The organism is Bacteroides sp. AF25-38AC (assembly GCF_003602995.1).
Classification (GTDB): Bacteria; Bacteroidota; Bacteroidia; order Bacteroidales; family Bacteroidaceae; genus Bacteroides; species Bacteroides uniformis.
In genome coordinates, this window is the sequence record NZ_QTMD01000009.1 from 37,241 (window position 1) to 54,236 (window position 16,996).

The window sequence follows — 16,996 nt, forward strand, 5'->3', positions numbered from 1 at the left end:
TTCAAGCCGGATAACGGAATGAATAAATGTATTACATTAAGAATCCCAGCAGGATACCTGCTGCTACAGCGGAACCGATTACACCGGCAACGTTCGGGCCCATGGCATGCATCAGCAGATAGTTGGTAGGATCGTATTCCAGACCTACTACTTGGGAGATACGTGCAGAGTCGGGTACGGCAGATACACCGGCATTACCGATCAACGGATTAATCTTGTTGCCCTTCTTCAGGAAGAGGTTGAAAATCTTCACGAAGATGACGCCGGATGCTGTGGCAATGACAAATGATAAGGCGCCCAGACCGAATATCTTGATTGAATCAAGGGTTAAGAACTCGGATGCTTGCGTAGAAGCACCTACTGTCAAACCAAGCAGAATAGTAATGGTATCAATCAGCGGACCACTGGCTGTGTTTGCCAGACGACGTGTAACTCCACTTTCTTTCAGTAAATTACCGAAGAACAGCATACCCAGCAAAGGCAGACCGGATGGTACAAGGAATGTGGTCAGTAACAAACCGATAATCGGGAACATTACTTTTTCCGTATGTGAAACCACACGGGGAGGTTTCATACGGATAAGACGTTCATTTTTACTGGTCAGCCAACGCATAATAGGCGGCTGTATCACCGGTACTAATGCCATATATGAATAGGCTGATACCGCAATGGCACCCATTAAGTTAGGAGCCAGTTTGGAAGAGAGGAAGATGGCAGTCGGACCATCGGCACCACCAATGATACCGATTGCACCAGCCTGCATCGGGTCAAATCCTATGGCAAGGGCAATCATATAAGCACCGAATATACCGAATTGGGCTGCTGCACCAACCAACATTAATTTGGGGTTCGAGATCAAAGCGGAGAAATCAGTCATGGCACCGATACCCAGGAATATGAGTGGCGGGTACCAACCGGAGGTTACTCCCTGGTACAGAATATTAAGTACAGAACCTTCTTCATAGATACCGACTTTTAATCCGGCTTCCATATTGAAAGGTATATTACCAATCAGCATACCGAAACCGATAGGAATTAATAGCATCGGCTCAAATTCCTTGGCTACAGCCAAGTATATGAAAAACAAACCTACCAGAAGCATTACCACATGTCCTACCGTTGCATTGGCAAAACCTGTATAAGTCCAGAAGTCGGCAAGGTTGTTTCCTAAAAATGTGATAAATTCTCCCATATTATTCAATAATTACGAGGTCAGTACCTTCGAGAACAGAGTCCCCTTTGTTTACATTGATGGCTGTAATCTTACCGTCTTTATCAGCATTGATATTGTTTTCCATCTTCATGGCTTCCAAAATGATGATAACTTGTCCCTTCTTTACTGTATCGCCGACATTTACTTTGATATCGAGGATTACACCGGGAAGCGGAGATTTTACACCTGACTTGCCGGTAGAAGCAGCGGCCGGTTTTACTACCGGAGTAGCAGGAGCAGCAGGAGCGGATGTGGCTGCCGGACGTGCTACCGGTTTAACAACTACCTTCGGTGCTTTTTCCATTTCAACTTTGTAGGGAGTACCGTTCACTTCTACATGAGCGATGTTGTCTTCAATATCTCCAATGGCAACTTTATATACGTTACCGTTAATTTTATATTTATATTCTTTCATCGTTTTATTTTATTATGGGTGACTTACTTTTTGTGAGGAGTCTCACGCAACGTATAAATCTTTGAACTCCACGGTGAGTAACTGCGTTTTACACGGGTAATGGTAAGTATCGTGTCTTCCACATCGTGTACATCGCTTTGGAATTCGTGCATGGCCATTGAAATGGCAGCAAAAACTTCTCCCGGAGCCTGCCCCAGTTGTTTCTCTTTTGCTTCTTGTTTATCAGTAATACCTTTAGCTTTCATGGCATTGCGTTTGCTGAGGTTAACTGATATTTTACCTATAATCTTGAAGGAGATGTAGAGTAATATCAGCCCGCAGAATACAACGCTCATGGCAGAAATAGCCATACCGATACCTACGCTGTCATGCTCTTCGAATTTTTCCATTTTGGCATTGCTGTCGATAGTCTTGTTGTTGGTACTCGGAGTGACATATTTATCTTCGCTTCCACCCTTTACTTCCCATTGGTCGGCTGCATCACTGACACGGGCATAGGATTGGTTGGCTTTTAAAGTACCGGCAGGCACTATGACTTGATCAAGCAATTTCTTGCCGGAATCATACAACCCAATCCAGTTGGCATTTGTGGCATCCAGTTTGAAGTTCGTATGAAATGTACCGCGTCTTGGTTCTCCATCAGCCCAGAAAAGTGCATGCTGACGTGGTTTTATGAGTGTCAGAACGTCACCTTTGGGAATGAAATAACTGGCAGTATCACCCGGCTGGCTGCTGAATTTCAGATAGCAACCTGCAAGGTCGGCGCTGCCGTATGATCTGTTGAATATTTCAATCCATGCGCTGTGCACACCGTAGTCATCCTGATAGTTGCTTTCGTTGTTGACCAGCACTTCATTCAGCAGCAGTTTGTTGTTCGATTTCTGTTCTTTGCAAGAAGAGCAAAAGCCTAACACCAGCATCAATGAAAGGAATATTCCGATTTTTGTTTTATTCATAATCGTTCTTGTTTTAGTGTGAAAAGCTTGATTACAAGGGAATATTACCATGCTTCTTAGCCGGGTTAGTCAATTTCTTGGTTTGCAACTGTTGCAGGGCACGAATGATGCGGAAACGTGTGTTACGCGGTTCGATAACATCATCAATGTAGCCATATTTAGCTGCATTATAAGGATTGGCAAACAACTTGGTGTATTCAGCCTCTTTTTCAGCCAGGAATTGAGCCGGATTTTCCTGCTCTTTGGCTTCGCGGGCATATAATACTTCTACAGCACCTGCACCACCCATTACAGCGATTTCAGCAGTAGGCCAAGCATAATTCATGTCGCCACGCAGCTGCTTACAGCTCATCACGATGTGCGAACCACCGTAGGATTTACGCAGTGTGATGGTAACCTTGGGTACAGTAGCTTCACCGTATGCATACAGCAGTTTGGCACCGTGCAGGATGACGCCGTTGTACTCCTGGCCGGTTCCCGGAAGGAATCCCGGTACGTCTACCAATGATACGATAGGAATATTGAAGGCGTCGCAGAAACGGACGAAGCGTGCGCCCTTGCGGGATGCGTTGCTGTCGAGCACACCTGCCAGATACTTCGGCTGGTTGGCAACAATACCTACGGACTGTCCGTTGAAACGTGCGAAACCAATAATGATATTCTTTGAATAATCTTTTTGGATTTCGAGGAACTCACCATTATCTATGATAGCACCAATTACCTCGTACATATCGTACGGCTTGTTCGGGTTATCAGGAATGATGTCGTTCAGGGAATCTTCCAGACGGTCGATAGGGTCTGTACAGTCTACATAGGGAGCTTCTTCCAGGTTGTTCTGGGGAATGTAGCTCAACAGTTTGCGGATAAGAGCCAAACCTTCTTCTTCTGTCTGTGCAGTAAAATGAGTAACACCAGATTTGGTGGAGTGAACGCTCGCGCCACCCAGGTTTTCCTGGCTTACGTCTTCTCCGGTTACAGTCTTTACTACCTTCGGACCGGTAAGGAACATGTAGGATGTACCTTCCATCATCAAAGTAAAGTCTGTCAAGGCAGGAGAGTAAACGGCGCCACCGGCACAAGGACCGAAAATACCGGAAATCTGCGGAATGACACCCGAAGCAAGTATGTTACGTTGGAAGATTTCAGCGTAGCCAGCCAAGGCATTAATACCTTCCTGAATACGTGCACCGCCCGAGTCGTTGATACCGATACACGGAGCACCCATTTTCATGGCTTGGTCCATAATCTTACAGATTTTCAGAGACATGGTTTCGGACAGTGAACCGGCAGAAACTGTGAAGTCCTGTGCGAAGATATAAACCAGACGGCCTTCGATTGTACCGCAACCGGTTACTACACCGTCACCGGGGTAGTGTTTCTTTTCCATGCCGAAGTTGGTGCATCTATGTTCTACGAACATGTCCATTTCTTCGAAACTGCCTTCGTCGAGAAGCATGGCTATGCGCTCGCGAGCTGTATATTTACCCTTCTCGTGTTGCTTTGCAATCGCTTTTTCACCACCACCGAGACGTGCTGCAGCGCGGCGGTCTATAAGCTCTTTAATCTTTTCAAGTTGATTACTCATGAATTTATATTCTTTAAGTGTTTATACAATTTATGATTTGATGATTTTACAGTCTTGCTTATTCCGGTTTCTCGCAAAGCTCGGTCAGGACACCGAGAGTTGACTTCGGATGCAGGAATGCAATGTTCAGACCTTCTGCACCTTTGCGGGGAGCTTTGTCTATAAGGCGGATACCTTTTTCTTCGACTTCGGCAAGCGCACCGGCCACTCCGTCTTCAACGGCAAATGCCAGATGATGCATGCCACCGTTACCGTTGTTCTTTTCGATGAACTTGGCAATTGTGCTTTCGGGAGAAGTAGGTTCCAACAATTCGATCTTTACATCGCCCACTTTCAGGAAAGCGGTTCTAACTTTCTGATCTTCCACGGTTTCGATGTTGTAGCATTTCAAACCTAAAACGTTTTCGTAGTACGGAAGGGCTTCTTCAATGCTCTTAACGGCAATGCCCAGATGCTCAATGTGTGAAATCTTCATAACTATATAAATTAATGTTAGTATTGTATCCTTTTTAATAAAGGTATAAAGCAGCACAAAGAAAGAGAATTCTTCCTTAATAAAGAAATTTTTCATCAATTAATTAATGGTTAATTGAACTTTAGAAGGATTTTTTCAGACTTTAGATAGAGACCGGTTGTTTTCTTGATATCGTCCGCTAACGGACATCCCCACTGTCCGAAAATGAACACTTACCCCTCTATGAAACCTTTCCGGCCACTTGGCACACTCTTTGCTTTTCTGTTTGCGACAATTTTAAAGATTGAACATGAAAAAGAATATTTTACTTGCAGTTTGTTTTTTGATGCCGTTGGCAACCATGGCGCAGAATGATACTTTGGGACATGAACGCAATATTACGCTGTCGGAGGCCATTGTACTGGCCCGTACGCAGTCTGTGGATGCTGCTGTGGCATTGAATGAATTGAAAACCGCGTATTGGGAATACCGTACATTCCGTGCGGACTTGTTGCCGGAAGTGAATTTCACCGGTACACTACCCAACTATAACAAGTCCTACAGTACCTACCAGAATTCCGACGGCTCCTATAGCTTTGTTCGCAACAATACACTGGGGCTGTCCGGACAGCTTTCGGTAGACCAGAACATTTGGTTTACGGGGGGTAAGCTGTCACTGACTTCTTCGCTGGATTATCTCAAACAACTGGGTTCCGGAGGAGCGAAGCAGTTCATGTCAGTCCCCGTGAGTCTGGAGTTGACGCAACCGGTCTTCGGAGTGAATACCTTGAAGTGGAACCGCCGTATAGAGCCCGTACGCTATGCCGAGGCAAAGGCCGAGTTCATTTCAGCTACGGAAGAGGTGACGATGAAAACCATCACTTATTTCTTTGAGTTGCTGCTGGCCAAAGAATCGCTCGCTACCGCCATGCAGAACAAGACGAATGCCGACCGCCTTTATGAAGTGGCCATAGCCAAACGTAAAATGGGACAGATATCCGAGAATGATTTGTTGCAGCTTAAACTGAATTCATTGCAGGGCAAGGCCGACGTGACTGAGGCAGAGAGCAACCTGAATGCAAAAATGTTCCAGCTCCGTTCTTTCCTCGGGGTGTCCGAGCAGGAAAGCCTGAATCCGGTGTTGCCCGCCACTGTTCCCGATATAAAGATGGAGTATGACCGTGTGCTGAACAAGGCACTGGAACGCAACTCCTTTGCACAGAACATTCGCCGCCGCCAGCTCGAAGCTGATTATGAAGTGGCAACGGCACGCGGAAACTTGCGCAGCATCGACCTCTTTGCCAGTGTGGGCTATACGGGGCAGAACCATGAATTCTCTTCAGCCTACCGGGACTTGCTTGATAATCAGATTGTGCAGGTAGGCGTCAAGATTCCTATCCTTGACTGGGGCAAGCGCCGCGGCAAGGTAAGGGTGGCAAAGAGCAACCGTGAAGTGGTCTTGTCCAGAATCCGTCAGGAACAGATGGACTTTAACCAGGACATCTTTTTGCTGGTGGCTAACTTCAACAACCAGGCGCAACAGCTGGACATAGCCGAAGAGGCGGATGTCATTGCTGAGAAGCGTTACAAGACCAGTGTAGAGACCTTTATGATAGGTAAAATCAGCACCCTGGACCTGAACGATGCACAGAACTCTAAAGACGAAGCCCGTCAAAAGCATATTTCAGAGCTGTACTACTATTGGTATTACTTCTATCAGCTCCGCAGCTTGACCCTTTGGGATTTTGAACGCGATACGGAATTGGAAGCTGATTTTGAAGAGGTGGTAAGAGGATAAGTCGACGGGTTGCAAGTGATAAGTTATGAATTATTTGCCGGTAAAAGTACCGTATATGCGATATTATAGGTGAATAACTTATAACTTATCATTCATAACTCTGCTTTTTTACTTATTTTTGCGGGAAACAAACTACAATTTTTATGATACTGATAATAGACGACGATAGTGCTGTGCGCTCTTCCCTCAGCTTTATGCTGAAGCGTGCCGGATATGAGGTGAAAACGGCTCCAAGTCCTCGCGAAGCTATGGACATAGTGAGGGCCGAAGCTCCCGCCTTGATTTTGATGGATATGAACTTCACTCTTTCCACTACCGGAGAAGAGGGACTTACCTTATTGAAGCAGGTAAAGGTGTTCCGTCCCGATGTGCCCGTTATTTTGATGACGGCATGGGGAAGTATCCAGCTTGCCGTGCAGGGTATGCAGGCCGGCGCATTCGATTTCATAACCAAGCCTTGGAACAATGCTGCTCTTTTGCAGCGCATCGAGACGGCCCTTGATCTTACGGCCGCCCCGAAAGAGGTGCCGGAAGAGCAGACTACCGCATTGAATCGCAGCCATATTATAGGTAAGTCCAAAGGGCTGATGGAAGTGCTGAACACAGTGGCTCGCATAGCCCGTACCAATGTTTCGGTGCTGATTACGGGCGAAAGCGGAACGGGCAAGGAGCTGATTGCCGAAGCCATCCATATCAACAGCCAACGCGTGAAGCAGCCCTTTGTCAAGGTGAACCTTGGTGGCATCTCGCAGAGCTTGTTCGAGAGCGAGATGTTCGGCCATAAGAAAGGGGCGTTTACCGATGCCAGCGCCGACCGTATAGGGCGTTTTGAAATGGCAAATAAAGGTACTATCTTCCTCGACGAGATTGGTGACCTCGACCCTTCCTGCCAGGTGAAACTGCTGCGCGTGCTTCAAGACCAGACATTCGAAGTGCTGGGCGATAGCCGTCCCCGCAAAGTCGATGTACGCGTTGTGTCCGCCACTAATGCAGACCTCCGCAAGATGGTGTCCGAACGTACTTTCCGTGAAGACCTTTTTTACCGTATCAACCTGATTACCGTAAAACTGCCCTCCTTGCGGGAGCGCCGTGAAGATATTCCTTTGCTGGCACGTCACTTTGCCGACCGTCAGGCAGAGGTGAACGGCTTGCCGCGTACGGATTTCTCGGCCGACGCTCTGAATTTCCTTTCCCGCCTGCCTTATCCGGGCAACATTCGTGAGTTGAAGAATCTGGTGGAGCGTACCATTCTGGTCAGCGGCAAGCCGGTGCTGGATGCCACGGATTTCGATGCCCAATATCTGCGTCACGACGAACCGGCCAAAGCTGCCGAAGGTACTTCTTTTGCAGGTATGACCTTGGATGAAATAGAGCGGCAGACTATCTTGCAGGCGTTGGAACAGCATAAAGGGAATCTCAGTCAAGTGGCAGTGTCATTAGGCATCAGCCGCGCTGCGCTTTACAGACGTTTGGAAAAATATAATATTCAAGTCCCGTGCGCATAAAATTCTTTTTCTTCATACTTGTCCTTTTTCTGCTCGGTCTGGGTGGAATGCTGGTATATCTGCTGAGTGGAAAGCCTTCTTTGTATCTGTACGTGTTGGAGGGGCTCATCGGGTTTATCCTTATCTATCTGATAGTATTCTATAATAAGATAGTGAAGCCGATGAACACCATAGGCAGCGGTATGGAGTTGTTGCGCGAGCAGGATTTCAGTAGCCGTCTCAGCCGGGTAGGGCAGTACGAAGCAGACCGCATTGTGAATATCTTTAACCGAATGATGGAGCAGCTCAAGAATGAACGGTTGCGCATGCGCGAGCAGAATCACTTCTTGGATTTGCTGATTCAGGCATCTCCAATGGGGGTTATTATCCTGACAATGGACGATGAAGTGTCGCAACTGAATCCGATGGCGGTAAAGATGCTCGGTGTCCGTATGGAGGAGGCGATGGCAAAGCGGTTGGACCAGATGGACTCCCCGTTGGCTGCCGAACTTTCGTCCATTCCCAAAGACGAGACGGCAGTGGTCCGTCTCAATGATGCGAATATTTATAAATGCACCCATTCTTCTTTTATTGACAGAGGGTTCAAACATCCTTTTTTCTTGATAGAGCGTATGACGGAAGAAGTGATGCGTGCCGAGAAGCGTGCCTATGAAAAGGTAATCCGCATGATAGCTCATGAAGTGAACAATACCACTGCGGGCATCACTTCCACACTCGATACAGTGGAGCAGGCACTTTCTACAGAAGATGATATGGAGGACATCTGCGACGTGATGCGCGTCTGTACGGAGCGTTGTTTCTCGATGAGCCGTTTCATTACCCGTTTTGCAGATGTGGTAAAGATACCTGAACCTACCCTGGCACCCGTCCAACTGAATGAGTTGGTGTCCATGTGCAAGCGTTTTATGGAAGGAATGTGCAATGACCGCAATATAGAGCTACGTCTGGAATGCGACCCGGAGGTGGGAATGGTGCGTATGGATGCTTCTCTTTTTGAGCAGGTGCTTGTGAATATCATCAAGAATGCTGCCGAAAGTATAGAGGGGGATGCCGGAGAAAACGGACAGCAAGGTGAGATAATAGTAAGGACCACTGCCCCCGCTTCTGTCGAAGTCGTTGACAATGGTCCGGGGATAAGTAAAGAGACCGAAGCTAAACTCTTCAGTCCCTTCTTTTCCACCAAGCCGAACGGGCAGGGAATTGGCCTGGTGTTTATCCGGGAAGTTTTGAGCCGTCATGGTTGCACGTTCTCCCTACGTACCTACAACGATGGATTGACCCGCTTCCGTATACTATTTAATTGAAATTTGAAAGTTTTACCTTTCACCTTTCAATTTCTGCTTTTAAAGAATTCTTTTGCATATTCGTCCAATATCCTTTTAATGCCTTGGCCGATGGTCGCATAGTCTTTCTCGTCCAGATTGGCGAGTGAGGCGCGCACGCTCCATTCGGGGCCGTCAAAACCACCGCCGTTCAGCAGCACCAGAGAGGTTTCTTTGGCAAGGCGGAAGACTACGTTCAGCGGGCTGTAGGTGCGTTTCAGATATTCTACAAAGTCGTCCCCATAGAACTTCTTTGCCCAAACCAGCATGTCGATTTCTGTATAATAACCTACACGCAACGGGTCTTCCGTCAGCGTGAAACCGGTATTCTCCCAAAGGGCATGCAATCGGCGGCGGATAATCTCCTGCATCTTTTGCTTGTATTTGTTTTCCTTGTCCAGCAGGGCAAAGGCGGCGAAAAGGCCCATCTGCATCTGTTGTGGCAATGACAGTCCGGCGGTATGGTTCAGTGCCACCTGGCGACTGTCGGCAACCATACGGTCGATAAACTTCAGTTTTTCAGGTTCCAGAGTGAGGGTGGAGTAGCGGCGGTGCAGAATCTCCCGTTTCTCTTTCGGCAGTTTGGCTATCAGCTTGTCGAACAGATTGAATTCGTGCAGGGCGATGACCGCATTGCGCCATCCGGTGGCACCGAAGTATTTGGAGAATGAATAGACGCAAAGCGTATTGTAGGGAATTTCTGCCATGAACGAACGGAAGTGCGGACTGAATGTACCGTATACGTCGTCTGTAATAATCATCAGATTAGGGTTGTCATTTCTGACGATACTCACGATGCGCGCCATTGTATCCGGACTGAGTGTGTAGCTGGGCGGATTACTGGGATTGGTGACAAAGAGGGCCTTGATTTTAGGGCTTTTCAAGCGGTCTATGTCTTCGTCGCTGTACTGCCAGAGGTGCATCCCTTCGTTATTCATGCGGTTGGCATGTATTTTGGTCACTCGAAACTGGTAGCGGCTGAGTTGTGGGATTTCAATATAGGGGGTAAAGGCAGGAACCATGAGGACGATGCCGTCCCCTTTGTTCAGCAGGAAGTTTTCCTGCAGGGAGTCGAAGATGTAGCACATGGCGGCTGTTCCACCTTCGGTGGCAAACAGGTCATAGGCACCCCGGGGAGGACGGTTGTCGCACATCTCTTGCGAAAGGTAATCTTGCACAAGGATTTCCGTAAAATGAAGGATGCGGTCGGGCACGGGATACTGGTCGCCTACAATGCTTTCGGCCCATTCGTGTACAAGGCTGTCGGGGTCGGCGGCATGCTGCATCAGCAGGTAGTTGTAGGTTTGTTCCAGCAATTTGGCGCCCGGTACGTTATTGTTCTTTTTCAGGAAGGCTTCGAAGCGAGAGGCAATGCCTTTTTTTTCGGGGATGCCTGCAATTCCCTCGGGCAAATCCATGATGCGGCGGCACTCTTCCAGGCCGAAGCTTCCCAACAGGAAGAAGGCTTCGCGTGGAGCGGTTGCAATCCAGTTGGGGTTGCCGCGCCCTGCGTTCAGCATGGTACGGGCGGTTTTCTTCAGACTCTCGTCTGCCATGTCTATCAGGCGGTTCTTCAGTTCGAAAGGACTGATAGATTCCATTTTCTTTTCTAAAAGTTTTGTATCCATAAGCTCAAGTTTAGGTTCGTTATTTATTGTTTTCAGTCATTCGGCGAATAATCTCTGTTCATGCGGTATACTATTTCTTTCCTTGCTTGAAATTAATCGTCCGATATATGTTTCCTTTTCGTCCGACAGTTGTTGAATCATCGTCCGACAACTGTTGAATTATCGTCCGACAGCTGTCGGACGAATAGCTATTAGTGAATGGGTATATAGTCGCTTGCATTTCCGGCAATAATTCTTTGAATGCTCCGGATTAGTAAGCATTGGTACAGAATCGTCTTATATTAGCAAAACGATGACTACACCCCATATTATTAATAAGGTATTGCCCACGGCATAGGTCACGGTGTATCCCAGAGCAGGTGTCTCACTCTCAACGGCATCCTGCACCGCGCCTAAAGCGGCCGTAGTGGTACGTGCCCCCGCGCAGACGCCCAAAGCCAGTGCCGGATGGAACTTGAAAACATACCTTGCCAGCAGCAAGCCGATAATCAGCGGCAGGGTGGTGGCGGCTGCTCCCACCAGAAACAGGCTGATACCTACGTCGTGGAAGCCCTGCACGAAACTGGGACCTGCCGAAATGCCCACTACCGCAATGAACATGTTCAGACCGACATTGTTCAACACCCATTGTGAAGGTTCGGGAATGCGCCCGAAGGTGGGGTGCTTACTGCGGAGCCAGCCGAAGAACAAGCCCGCAATCAATGCGCCGCCGCTTGTGCTCAAGCTGATGGGGATGCCGCCGATATGGACGGAAAGTGCTCCGAACAAACCTCCGACAAGGATACCAAGGCCTACGAATATCATATCCGTCTGGTTGGTAGGGCGGTCTATATACCCCAGACGTTTGGCTGCTGCTTCCACTTCCTGCCTGGTACCTACCACTTCGATGACGTCGCCGGCATCTACTACCGTTTGTGCCAGCACGGGAATGGATATTCCGGCGCGCTTGATGCTCCGGATACTGACACCGTGCATGAACTTTTCCCTTCGGATAACTGCAACCGTCTTGCCGGCAACCGTCTTGCGTGTGATTGTAACCGGTAACTTTTCGGCAGGAAAATCCAGGAGCTGGGCATCTTGTACTTCCGGCCCTATCCAGCTTTCTTCGCCTATGATGTATTCGCGGCGTCCGCTTAGCACTACTTCGTCTCCCGGCTCTATCTGTATGTTCATGCTGACTTCCACCACAACTCCGGATTTGCGGAGGCGTTCCACAAATAGACGTTTGTCGTGCTGCCGGAAGTAGACTTCCAGGTCAATCACCCGCTTTCCATTCTTGAACCATTCGTTTTCGACCCGGTAGGCACGGAAAGTGACGGGGCGTGCCGCCGGCATGAATCCCGGTTCGTCAGCCAGAGAGCTGCCCATCTTCGCCTCCAGTTCCTTGCAGGCGGCTTTCACCTTTTCCAGCCCGCCTAGCATCTTGGGACCGATGGATGATAGGACCCATGCCGAGCCTGCCGTACCGAAAATGTAGGTGACGGCGTAGGATACGGGAATGATGTTGACGTAACTTTGTCGTTGGGCCTCGTCCAGTCCCATATTGGCCATGGTGTCTTCTGCCACTCCGATGACGGCGGAGATGGTTTGCGAACCGGCCAGCAGTCCGGCAGCTTCACCGGCATTGTAGCCCATCATCAGGGCCAGCAGCCAGGTCACTAACAGTACGGATACACACATCAGTACGGCAAAGCCTACTTGGGGTAATCCGTCCTTTTTCAGTCCGCGGAAGAACTGGGGACCCACTTTATAGCCCACGGCAAAAAGGAAAAGCAGAAAAAATACCGACTTTATCGGACCCGGTACGGCTATATTCAGTTGCCCTACCAGTACGCCTACAAGCAGTACACTGGTCACTGTGCCCAGCGTAAACTTACCGATACGCAGTTTCCCCAGCCAGAATCCCAGGAATATAGTGAGGAAAATGGCAAGTTCGGGGCGTTCCCTGAGCTGGTTGAAAATCCATTCCATAATCAAGTTGTTTAGGTTATATATTGGTTGTTCCGATGCTTTCTGGAGCGTCGTTTCGCTATACAACGGCTTTTAACGGGAAGTGTTTTATACAAAAGGAGTTTTTTAGAACATTTATTCCGTAAAACCGAACTTTAAGAAAAAGTTTTCTTCCGTACCTTTGCCATCCAAATTAGGTAAAACAAGGTATGAAGTTGTTTTTTAGGGTATTTCTGCTTATCCAGCTGGTTACTCTTCCATTGAGAGCACAATATATGGTGCAAGGCGTTGTCACCGATTCGTTGACGAAGGAGCCGTTGCCTTATACGTCAGTTTATCTGAAAGGAACTACGGAGGGAGGGATGACGGACAATAACGGCCGTTTTTCCTTCAAGACCTATCGCCCGGAGGCCACGCTGGTCATTTCGGCCGTGGGATATAATGAATATGTCCGGCTGATTCATCCTGCAAAGTCTTCTAAGTTCAATATTGCCCTTTCGCCAGCCACTTATGCACTGGATGAGGTGGTGGTGAAGCCGAAACGTGAACGGTATAAGAAAAAGGATAATCCCGCAGTGGAGTTTGTACGCAAGATGATAGAGCATCGGGATGACTACTCGCCCGACGAACGCGACTTCTGGAAACGTGACCGCTATGAAAAGATGACTTTTGCCATCAATAACTTCGACAGCTTGAAGCAACAGAAGTGGCTTTACCGTAAGTTCAAGTTTCTGACGGATTATGTCGATACCTCTGCCGTTACCGGCAGGCCGGTACTGGCCATCTCCAACCGTGAGTTGCTTGCCACAGACTATTACCGCAAGTCTCCGCATAGCCGGAAACAGTGGGTCACCGCCCGCAGGCAGGCAGGAATGGACGAAATGCTTTCCCAGCAGGGTATGGAGCAGGCTATCAGTGTCACCATGACCGATGTAGACCTTTATGAGAACAACATCACCTTGTTCACCAATAAGTTTGTCAGTCCGCTTTCCTCCCTTGGGCCGTCTTTCTACAAATATTATCTGATGGATACGCTTACCGTTGCCGGAAAGCCTTGTGTTGACTTGACATTTGTCCCTTTCAACTCCGAGTCGTTCGGTTTTACGGGACATTTATACGTCATGCTGGACAGTACCTATTTTGTAAAGCGTGCCGTCATGAACTTTCCTCAGAAAATAAATCTGAACTTTGTGGACTACATGAAGATTGAACAGAATTTTGACCGCGCGGAGGACGGTACGAGGCAGTTGCTCAATGAGAGTATCACTACGGAGTTCAAGTTGGTGGACAATAGTGACGGTATTTATGCCAAGCGGGATGTGTATTACAGAAATTATCAGTATGAACCGGATGACAAGGCTCTGCAGGCTTTCCGAAAACCGGAAAAGGTGATTGAAGAGACATCGGCTTCCGGCTATTCGGAAGCATATTGGGATGCCAACCGCCAGGTGGAAGTCAGCAAGAAAGAAACTTCGGTGGACAAGATGATGGCCCAGTTGCGCAGCTATCCCGTTTATTTCTGGACGGAGAAAGTGTTGAAGGTGCTGTTCACGGGGTATATTCCCGCTCCGAAGGAAAAAGAACCTTTGTTCTATATCGGTATGATGAATACCACTATCAGCGGAAATACACTGGAAGGGGTGCGCTTGCGTGCCGGCGGTATGACGACGGCATGGCTCAATCCGCATTTGTTCGGCAGGGGCTATATGGCATACGGTTTTCGCGACCATCGTGTAAAGGGACTCGCCGAACTGGAATATTCTTTTCATAAGAAGAAGGAATATGCCAATGAATTTCCTATACATTCGTTGAAGCTCCGTTACTTGTCAGATGTCAATCAATATGGACAACACTATCTTTATACCAGTCAGGACAATGTTTTTCTTGCTTTGAAACGTCAGAAGGATGACCGTATCGGTTATCAGCGGAAGGCGGAACTGACTTATACCAATGAGTTCCATTCCGGTTTTTCCGTACAGATGACGACGCGTCTGCGTAAAGATGAATCATCCCATCTGATTCCTTTCGTCAAGCAGGATGACCGTAATACGTATGTAAAAAGTATTTCGACCAGTGAACTGGAATTGAAGCTGCGCTATGCTCCCAACGAGAAATTCTTCCAGACCCAATGGAACCGTTTCCCCGTTTCGCTGGATGCTCCGGTCTTTTCGCTTACACATACCATGGCTGCCAAAGGGGTACTGGGAGGAGACTATACCTATCACTATACGGAAGCGGGTTTTCAAAAGCGTTTCTGGTTCTCGGCATTCGGTTATACGGACGTTATCCTGAAGGCCGGGAAAGTATGGAACAAGGTTCCTTTCCCTTTGCTCGTCATTCCCAACGCGAACTTGTCCTATACCATACAGCCCGAGTCCTATTCACTGATGAATGCCATGGAATTCATGAACGATGAATACGCTTCCTGGGATGTGACCTATTACTTGAACGGCTGGCTCTTCAACCGTATTCCTTTGTTGAAAAAGTTGAAATGGCGTGAAGTGCTTTCCTGTCGCGGCTTGTATGGGAATTTGAGTGATAAGAATAATCCGGCTTTTCAGCAGGATTTGTTCCGTTTTCCTGCCGGCAGCACTACAATGGGGCATACGCCATACGTAGAGGCAGGTGTAGGTGTTGAAAATATTTTCAAAGTATTGCGTGTCGATTATGTATGGCGTTTGACTTACCGAAATTTACCAAATATCGACAAATCCGGGCTCAGAATCAGTCTACACATGACATTTTAACTTAAATCTTACTAATAGGACATTAAATCGGATAAAATGACTAATCCCAATTGAGTAAAATACCCTAAATTTGAGCAATTTTTTAAACTCTAAATAATACAATGGCAATGAAAGAAAACATTAAGCCGGCAACCGGACGCCTGGGCGTGCTGGTAGTCGGAGTAGGTGGTGCGGTTGCAACCACCATGATTACCGGTACATTAGCTGCTCGCAAGGGCTTGGCAAAAGCTATAGGCTCAATCACACAAATGGCTGCTATGCGCATGCAGGATGGCAAAGAGAAACTTATCAAAGACATAGTGCCTTTGGCTGATTTGAATGATATCATTTTCGGCGGTTGGGACATTTTCCCGGACAACGCCTACGAAGCTGCTATGTATGCCGAGGTTTTGAAAGAGAAAGACTTGAATTTGGTAAAAGACGAACTGCAAGCCATCAAGCCGATGCCTGCTGCATTCGACCACAATTTTGCAAAACGTTTGAACGGTACGCATATTAAGAAGGCTGCTACTCGCTGGGAAATGACAGAGCAGTTGCGTGAGGATATCCGTAACTTCAAGGCAGCCAATAACTGCGAGCGTATTGCTGTGCTGTGGGCTGCAAGTACCGAAATATATATTCCTCTGTCCAAGGAGCACGAATCTCTCGCTGCTTTGGAACAGGCAATGAAGGAAAACAATACTGAAGTAATCTCTCCGAGTATGTGCTATGCATACGCTGCCATTGCAGAAGGCGCTCCGTTTATTATGGGTGCTCCTAATCTGTGTGTGGATACTCCGGCTATGTGGGAATTCTCCAAGAAAATGAATGTGCCCATTTCCGGTAAGGACTTCAAGAGTGGCCAGACTTTGATGAAGACGGTGCTTGCTCCGATGTTCAAGACCCGTATGTTGGGTGTAAGCGGCTGGTTCTCTACGAATATTCTGGGTAACCGTGACGGCGAGGTACTTGACCAACCGGAGAACTTCAAGACAAAAGAGGTCAGCAAGCTGTCTGTTATCGACAATATCTTCGAACCGGAGAAATATCCTGACTTGTACGGTGATGTTTATCATAAGGTACGCATTAACTACTATCCTCCTCGTAAGGATAACAAGGAAGCATGGGACAACATCGATATTTTCGGCTGGATGGGCTATCCGATGGAAATCAAGGTTAACTTCCTGTGCCGTGACTCCATTCTTGCTGCTCCCATCGCGCTCGACTTGGTTATTTTCAGTGATTTGGCATTACGTGCAGGTATGTGCGGCATCCAGACGTGGCTGTCCTTCTTCTGCAAGAGCCCGATGCACGATTTCGAGCATGAGCCGGTACACGATTTGTTCCAGCAATGGCGCATGGTGAAAGAGACTCTCCGCAACATGGTGGGCGAAACTGCACCAAGTTATTTGGATTAAAAAAACAGTGATAAGGTGATAGAAAT

12 protein-coding genes are annotated in these 16,996 nt (G+C 47.8%); 5 read left to right on the plus strand and 7 right to left on the minus strand.

The features are described 5' to 3' along the window. Positions 1-31 precede the first annotated feature (31 nt). From DWY55_RS07890 to mce, 5 genes are read right to left on the minus strand one after another with little or no spacing between them, the layout of a single operon-like run. Positions 32-1,192, minus strand: coding sequence for a sodium ion-translocating decarboxylase subunit beta (locus DWY55_RS07890; RefSeq protein ID WP_005826789.1), 1,161 nt, complete (start codon positions 1,190-1,192; stop codon positions 32-34). A 1-nt stretch (position 1,193) separates the two neighbouring features. Continuing rightward, on the minus strand, positions 1,194-1,628 hold the full coding sequence (locus tag DWY55_RS07895) for a biotin/lipoyl-containing protein (RefSeq protein WP_005826788.1): 435 nt from the start codon (positions 1,626-1,628) through the stop codon (positions 1,194-1,196). 23 nt (positions 1,629-1,651) lie between these two features. Beyond that, positions 1,652-2,584, minus strand: a complete 933-nt coding sequence (locus tag DWY55_RS07900; RefSeq protein WP_008663742.1) for an OadG family transporter subunit — start codon at positions 2,582-2,584, stop codon at positions 1,652-1,654. A 31-nt stretch (positions 2,585-2,615) separates the two neighbouring features. Beyond that, the gene (locus DWY55_RS07905; protein WP_005826784.1) at positions 2,616-4,169 is read right to left on the minus strand and encodes an acyl-CoA carboxylase subunit beta; all 1,554 of its coding nucleotides are present in this window, start codon (positions 4,167-4,169) and stop codon (positions 2,616-2,618) included. A gap of 58 nt (positions 4,170-4,227) precedes the next feature. Beyond that, positions 4,228-4,644, minus strand: a complete 417-nt coding sequence (mce, locus tag DWY55_RS07910; protein ID WP_009036790.1) for a methylmalonyl-CoA epimerase — start codon at positions 4,642-4,644, stop codon at positions 4,228-4,230. A gap of 289 nt (positions 4,645-4,933) precedes the next feature. Here mce and DWY55_RS07915 point away from each other — a divergent pair, with 289 nt between their 5' ends. The 3 genes from DWY55_RS07915 (at position 4,934) to DWY55_RS07925 (ending at position 9,230) form a co-directional block, all read left to right on the plus strand. Then, positions 4,934-6,421, plus strand: a complete 1,488-nt coding sequence (locus DWY55_RS07915) for a TolC family protein (RefSeq protein WP_005826781.1) — start codon at positions 4,934-4,936, stop codon at positions 6,419-6,421. 143 nt (positions 6,422-6,564) lie between these two features. After that, entirely contained in the window at positions 6,565-7,926 is a 1,362-nt protein-coding gene (locus tag DWY55_RS07920) for a sigma-54-dependent transcriptional regulator (RefSeq protein ID WP_120178052.1), read from the plus strand. Then, positions 7,917-9,230 carry a sensor histidine kinase gene (locus tag DWY55_RS07925; protein ID WP_005826777.1) on the plus strand — a complete coding sequence of 438 codons (1,314 nt, stop codon included), beginning with the start codon at positions 7,917-7,919 and terminating at the stop codon, positions 9,228-9,230. Before DWY55_RS07920 ends, DWY55_RS07925 begins: the two co-directional genes overlap by 10 nt. Before the next feature lie 26 nt (positions 9,231-9,256). Here DWY55_RS07925 and aspD read toward each other — a convergent pair whose 3' ends face one another. Then, entirely contained in the window at positions 9,257-10,876 is a 1,620-nt protein-coding gene (gene aspD, locus DWY55_RS07930; RefSeq protein ID WP_009036793.1) for an aspartate 4-decarboxylase, read from the minus strand. A gap of 276 nt (positions 10,877-11,152) precedes the next feature. After that, complete coding sequence (gene aspT / locus DWY55_RS07935) at positions 11,153-12,847, minus strand: aspartate-alanine antiporter (protein ID WP_005826770.1); 1,695 nt, start codon at positions 12,845-12,847, stop codon at positions 11,153-11,155. A 188-nt stretch (positions 12,848-13,035) separates the two neighbouring features. On the opposite strand from aspT, the gene DWY55_RS07940 reads away from it, so the two are divergent. Both DWY55_RS07940 and DWY55_RS07945 read left to right on the plus strand, forming a co-directional pair. After that, on the plus strand, positions 13,036-15,573 hold the full coding sequence (locus tag DWY55_RS07940; RefSeq protein WP_117878032.1) for a DUF5686 and carboxypeptidase-like regulatory domain-containing protein: 2,538 nt from the start codon (positions 13,036-13,038) through the stop codon (positions 15,571-15,573). A 107-nt stretch (positions 15,574-15,680) separates the two neighbouring features. Further along, entirely contained in the window at positions 15,681-16,970 is a 1,290-nt protein-coding gene (locus tag DWY55_RS07945; RefSeq protein WP_034525517.1) for an inositol-3-phosphate synthase, read from the plus strand. Positions 16,971-16,996 lie beyond the last annotated feature (26 nt).

Bases quoted from the DNA above. Each gene is read 5' to 3' on its own strand.
- DWY55_RS07890 (WP_005826789.1), bottom strand. From the start codon at position 1,192: ATGGGAGAATTTATCACATTTTTAGGAAACAACCTTGCCGACTTCTGG.
- DWY55_RS07895 (WP_005826788.1), bottom strand. From the start codon at position 1,628: ATGAAAGAATATAAATATAAAATTAACGGTAACGTATATAAAGTTGCC.
- DWY55_RS07900 (WP_008663742.1), bottom strand. From the start codon at position 2,584: ATGAATAAAACAAAAATCGGAATATTCCTTTCATTGATGCTGGTGTTA.
- DWY55_RS07905 (WP_005826784.1), bottom strand. From the start codon at position 4,169: ATGAGTAATCAACTTGAAAAGATTAAAGAGCTTATAGACCGCCGCGCT.
- mce (WP_009036790.1), bottom strand. From the start codon at position 4,644: ATGAAGATTTCACACATTGAGCATCTGGGCATTGCCGTTAAGAGCATT.
- DWY55_RS07915 (WP_005826781.1), top strand. From the start codon at position 4,934: ATGAAAAAGAATATTTTACTTGCAGTTTGTTTTTTGATGCCGTTGGCA.
- DWY55_RS07920 (WP_120178052.1), top strand. From the start codon at position 6,565: ATGATACTGATAATAGACGACGATAGTGCTGTGCGCTCTTCCCTCAGC.
- aspD (WP_009036793.1), bottom strand. From the start codon at position 10,876: ATGGATACAAAACTTTTAGAAAAGAAAATGGAATCTATCAGTCCTTTC.
- aspT (WP_005826770.1), bottom strand. From the start codon at position 12,847: ATGGAATGGATTTTCAACCAGCTCAGGGAACGCCCCGAACTTGCCATT.
- DWY55_RS07940 (WP_117878032.1), top strand. From the start codon at position 13,036: ATGAAGTTGTTTTTTAGGGTATTTCTGCTTATCCAGCTGGTTACTCTT.
- DWY55_RS07945 (WP_034525517.1), top strand. From the start codon at position 15,681: ATGAAAGAAAACATTAAGCCGGCAACCGGACGCCTGGGCGTGCTGGTA.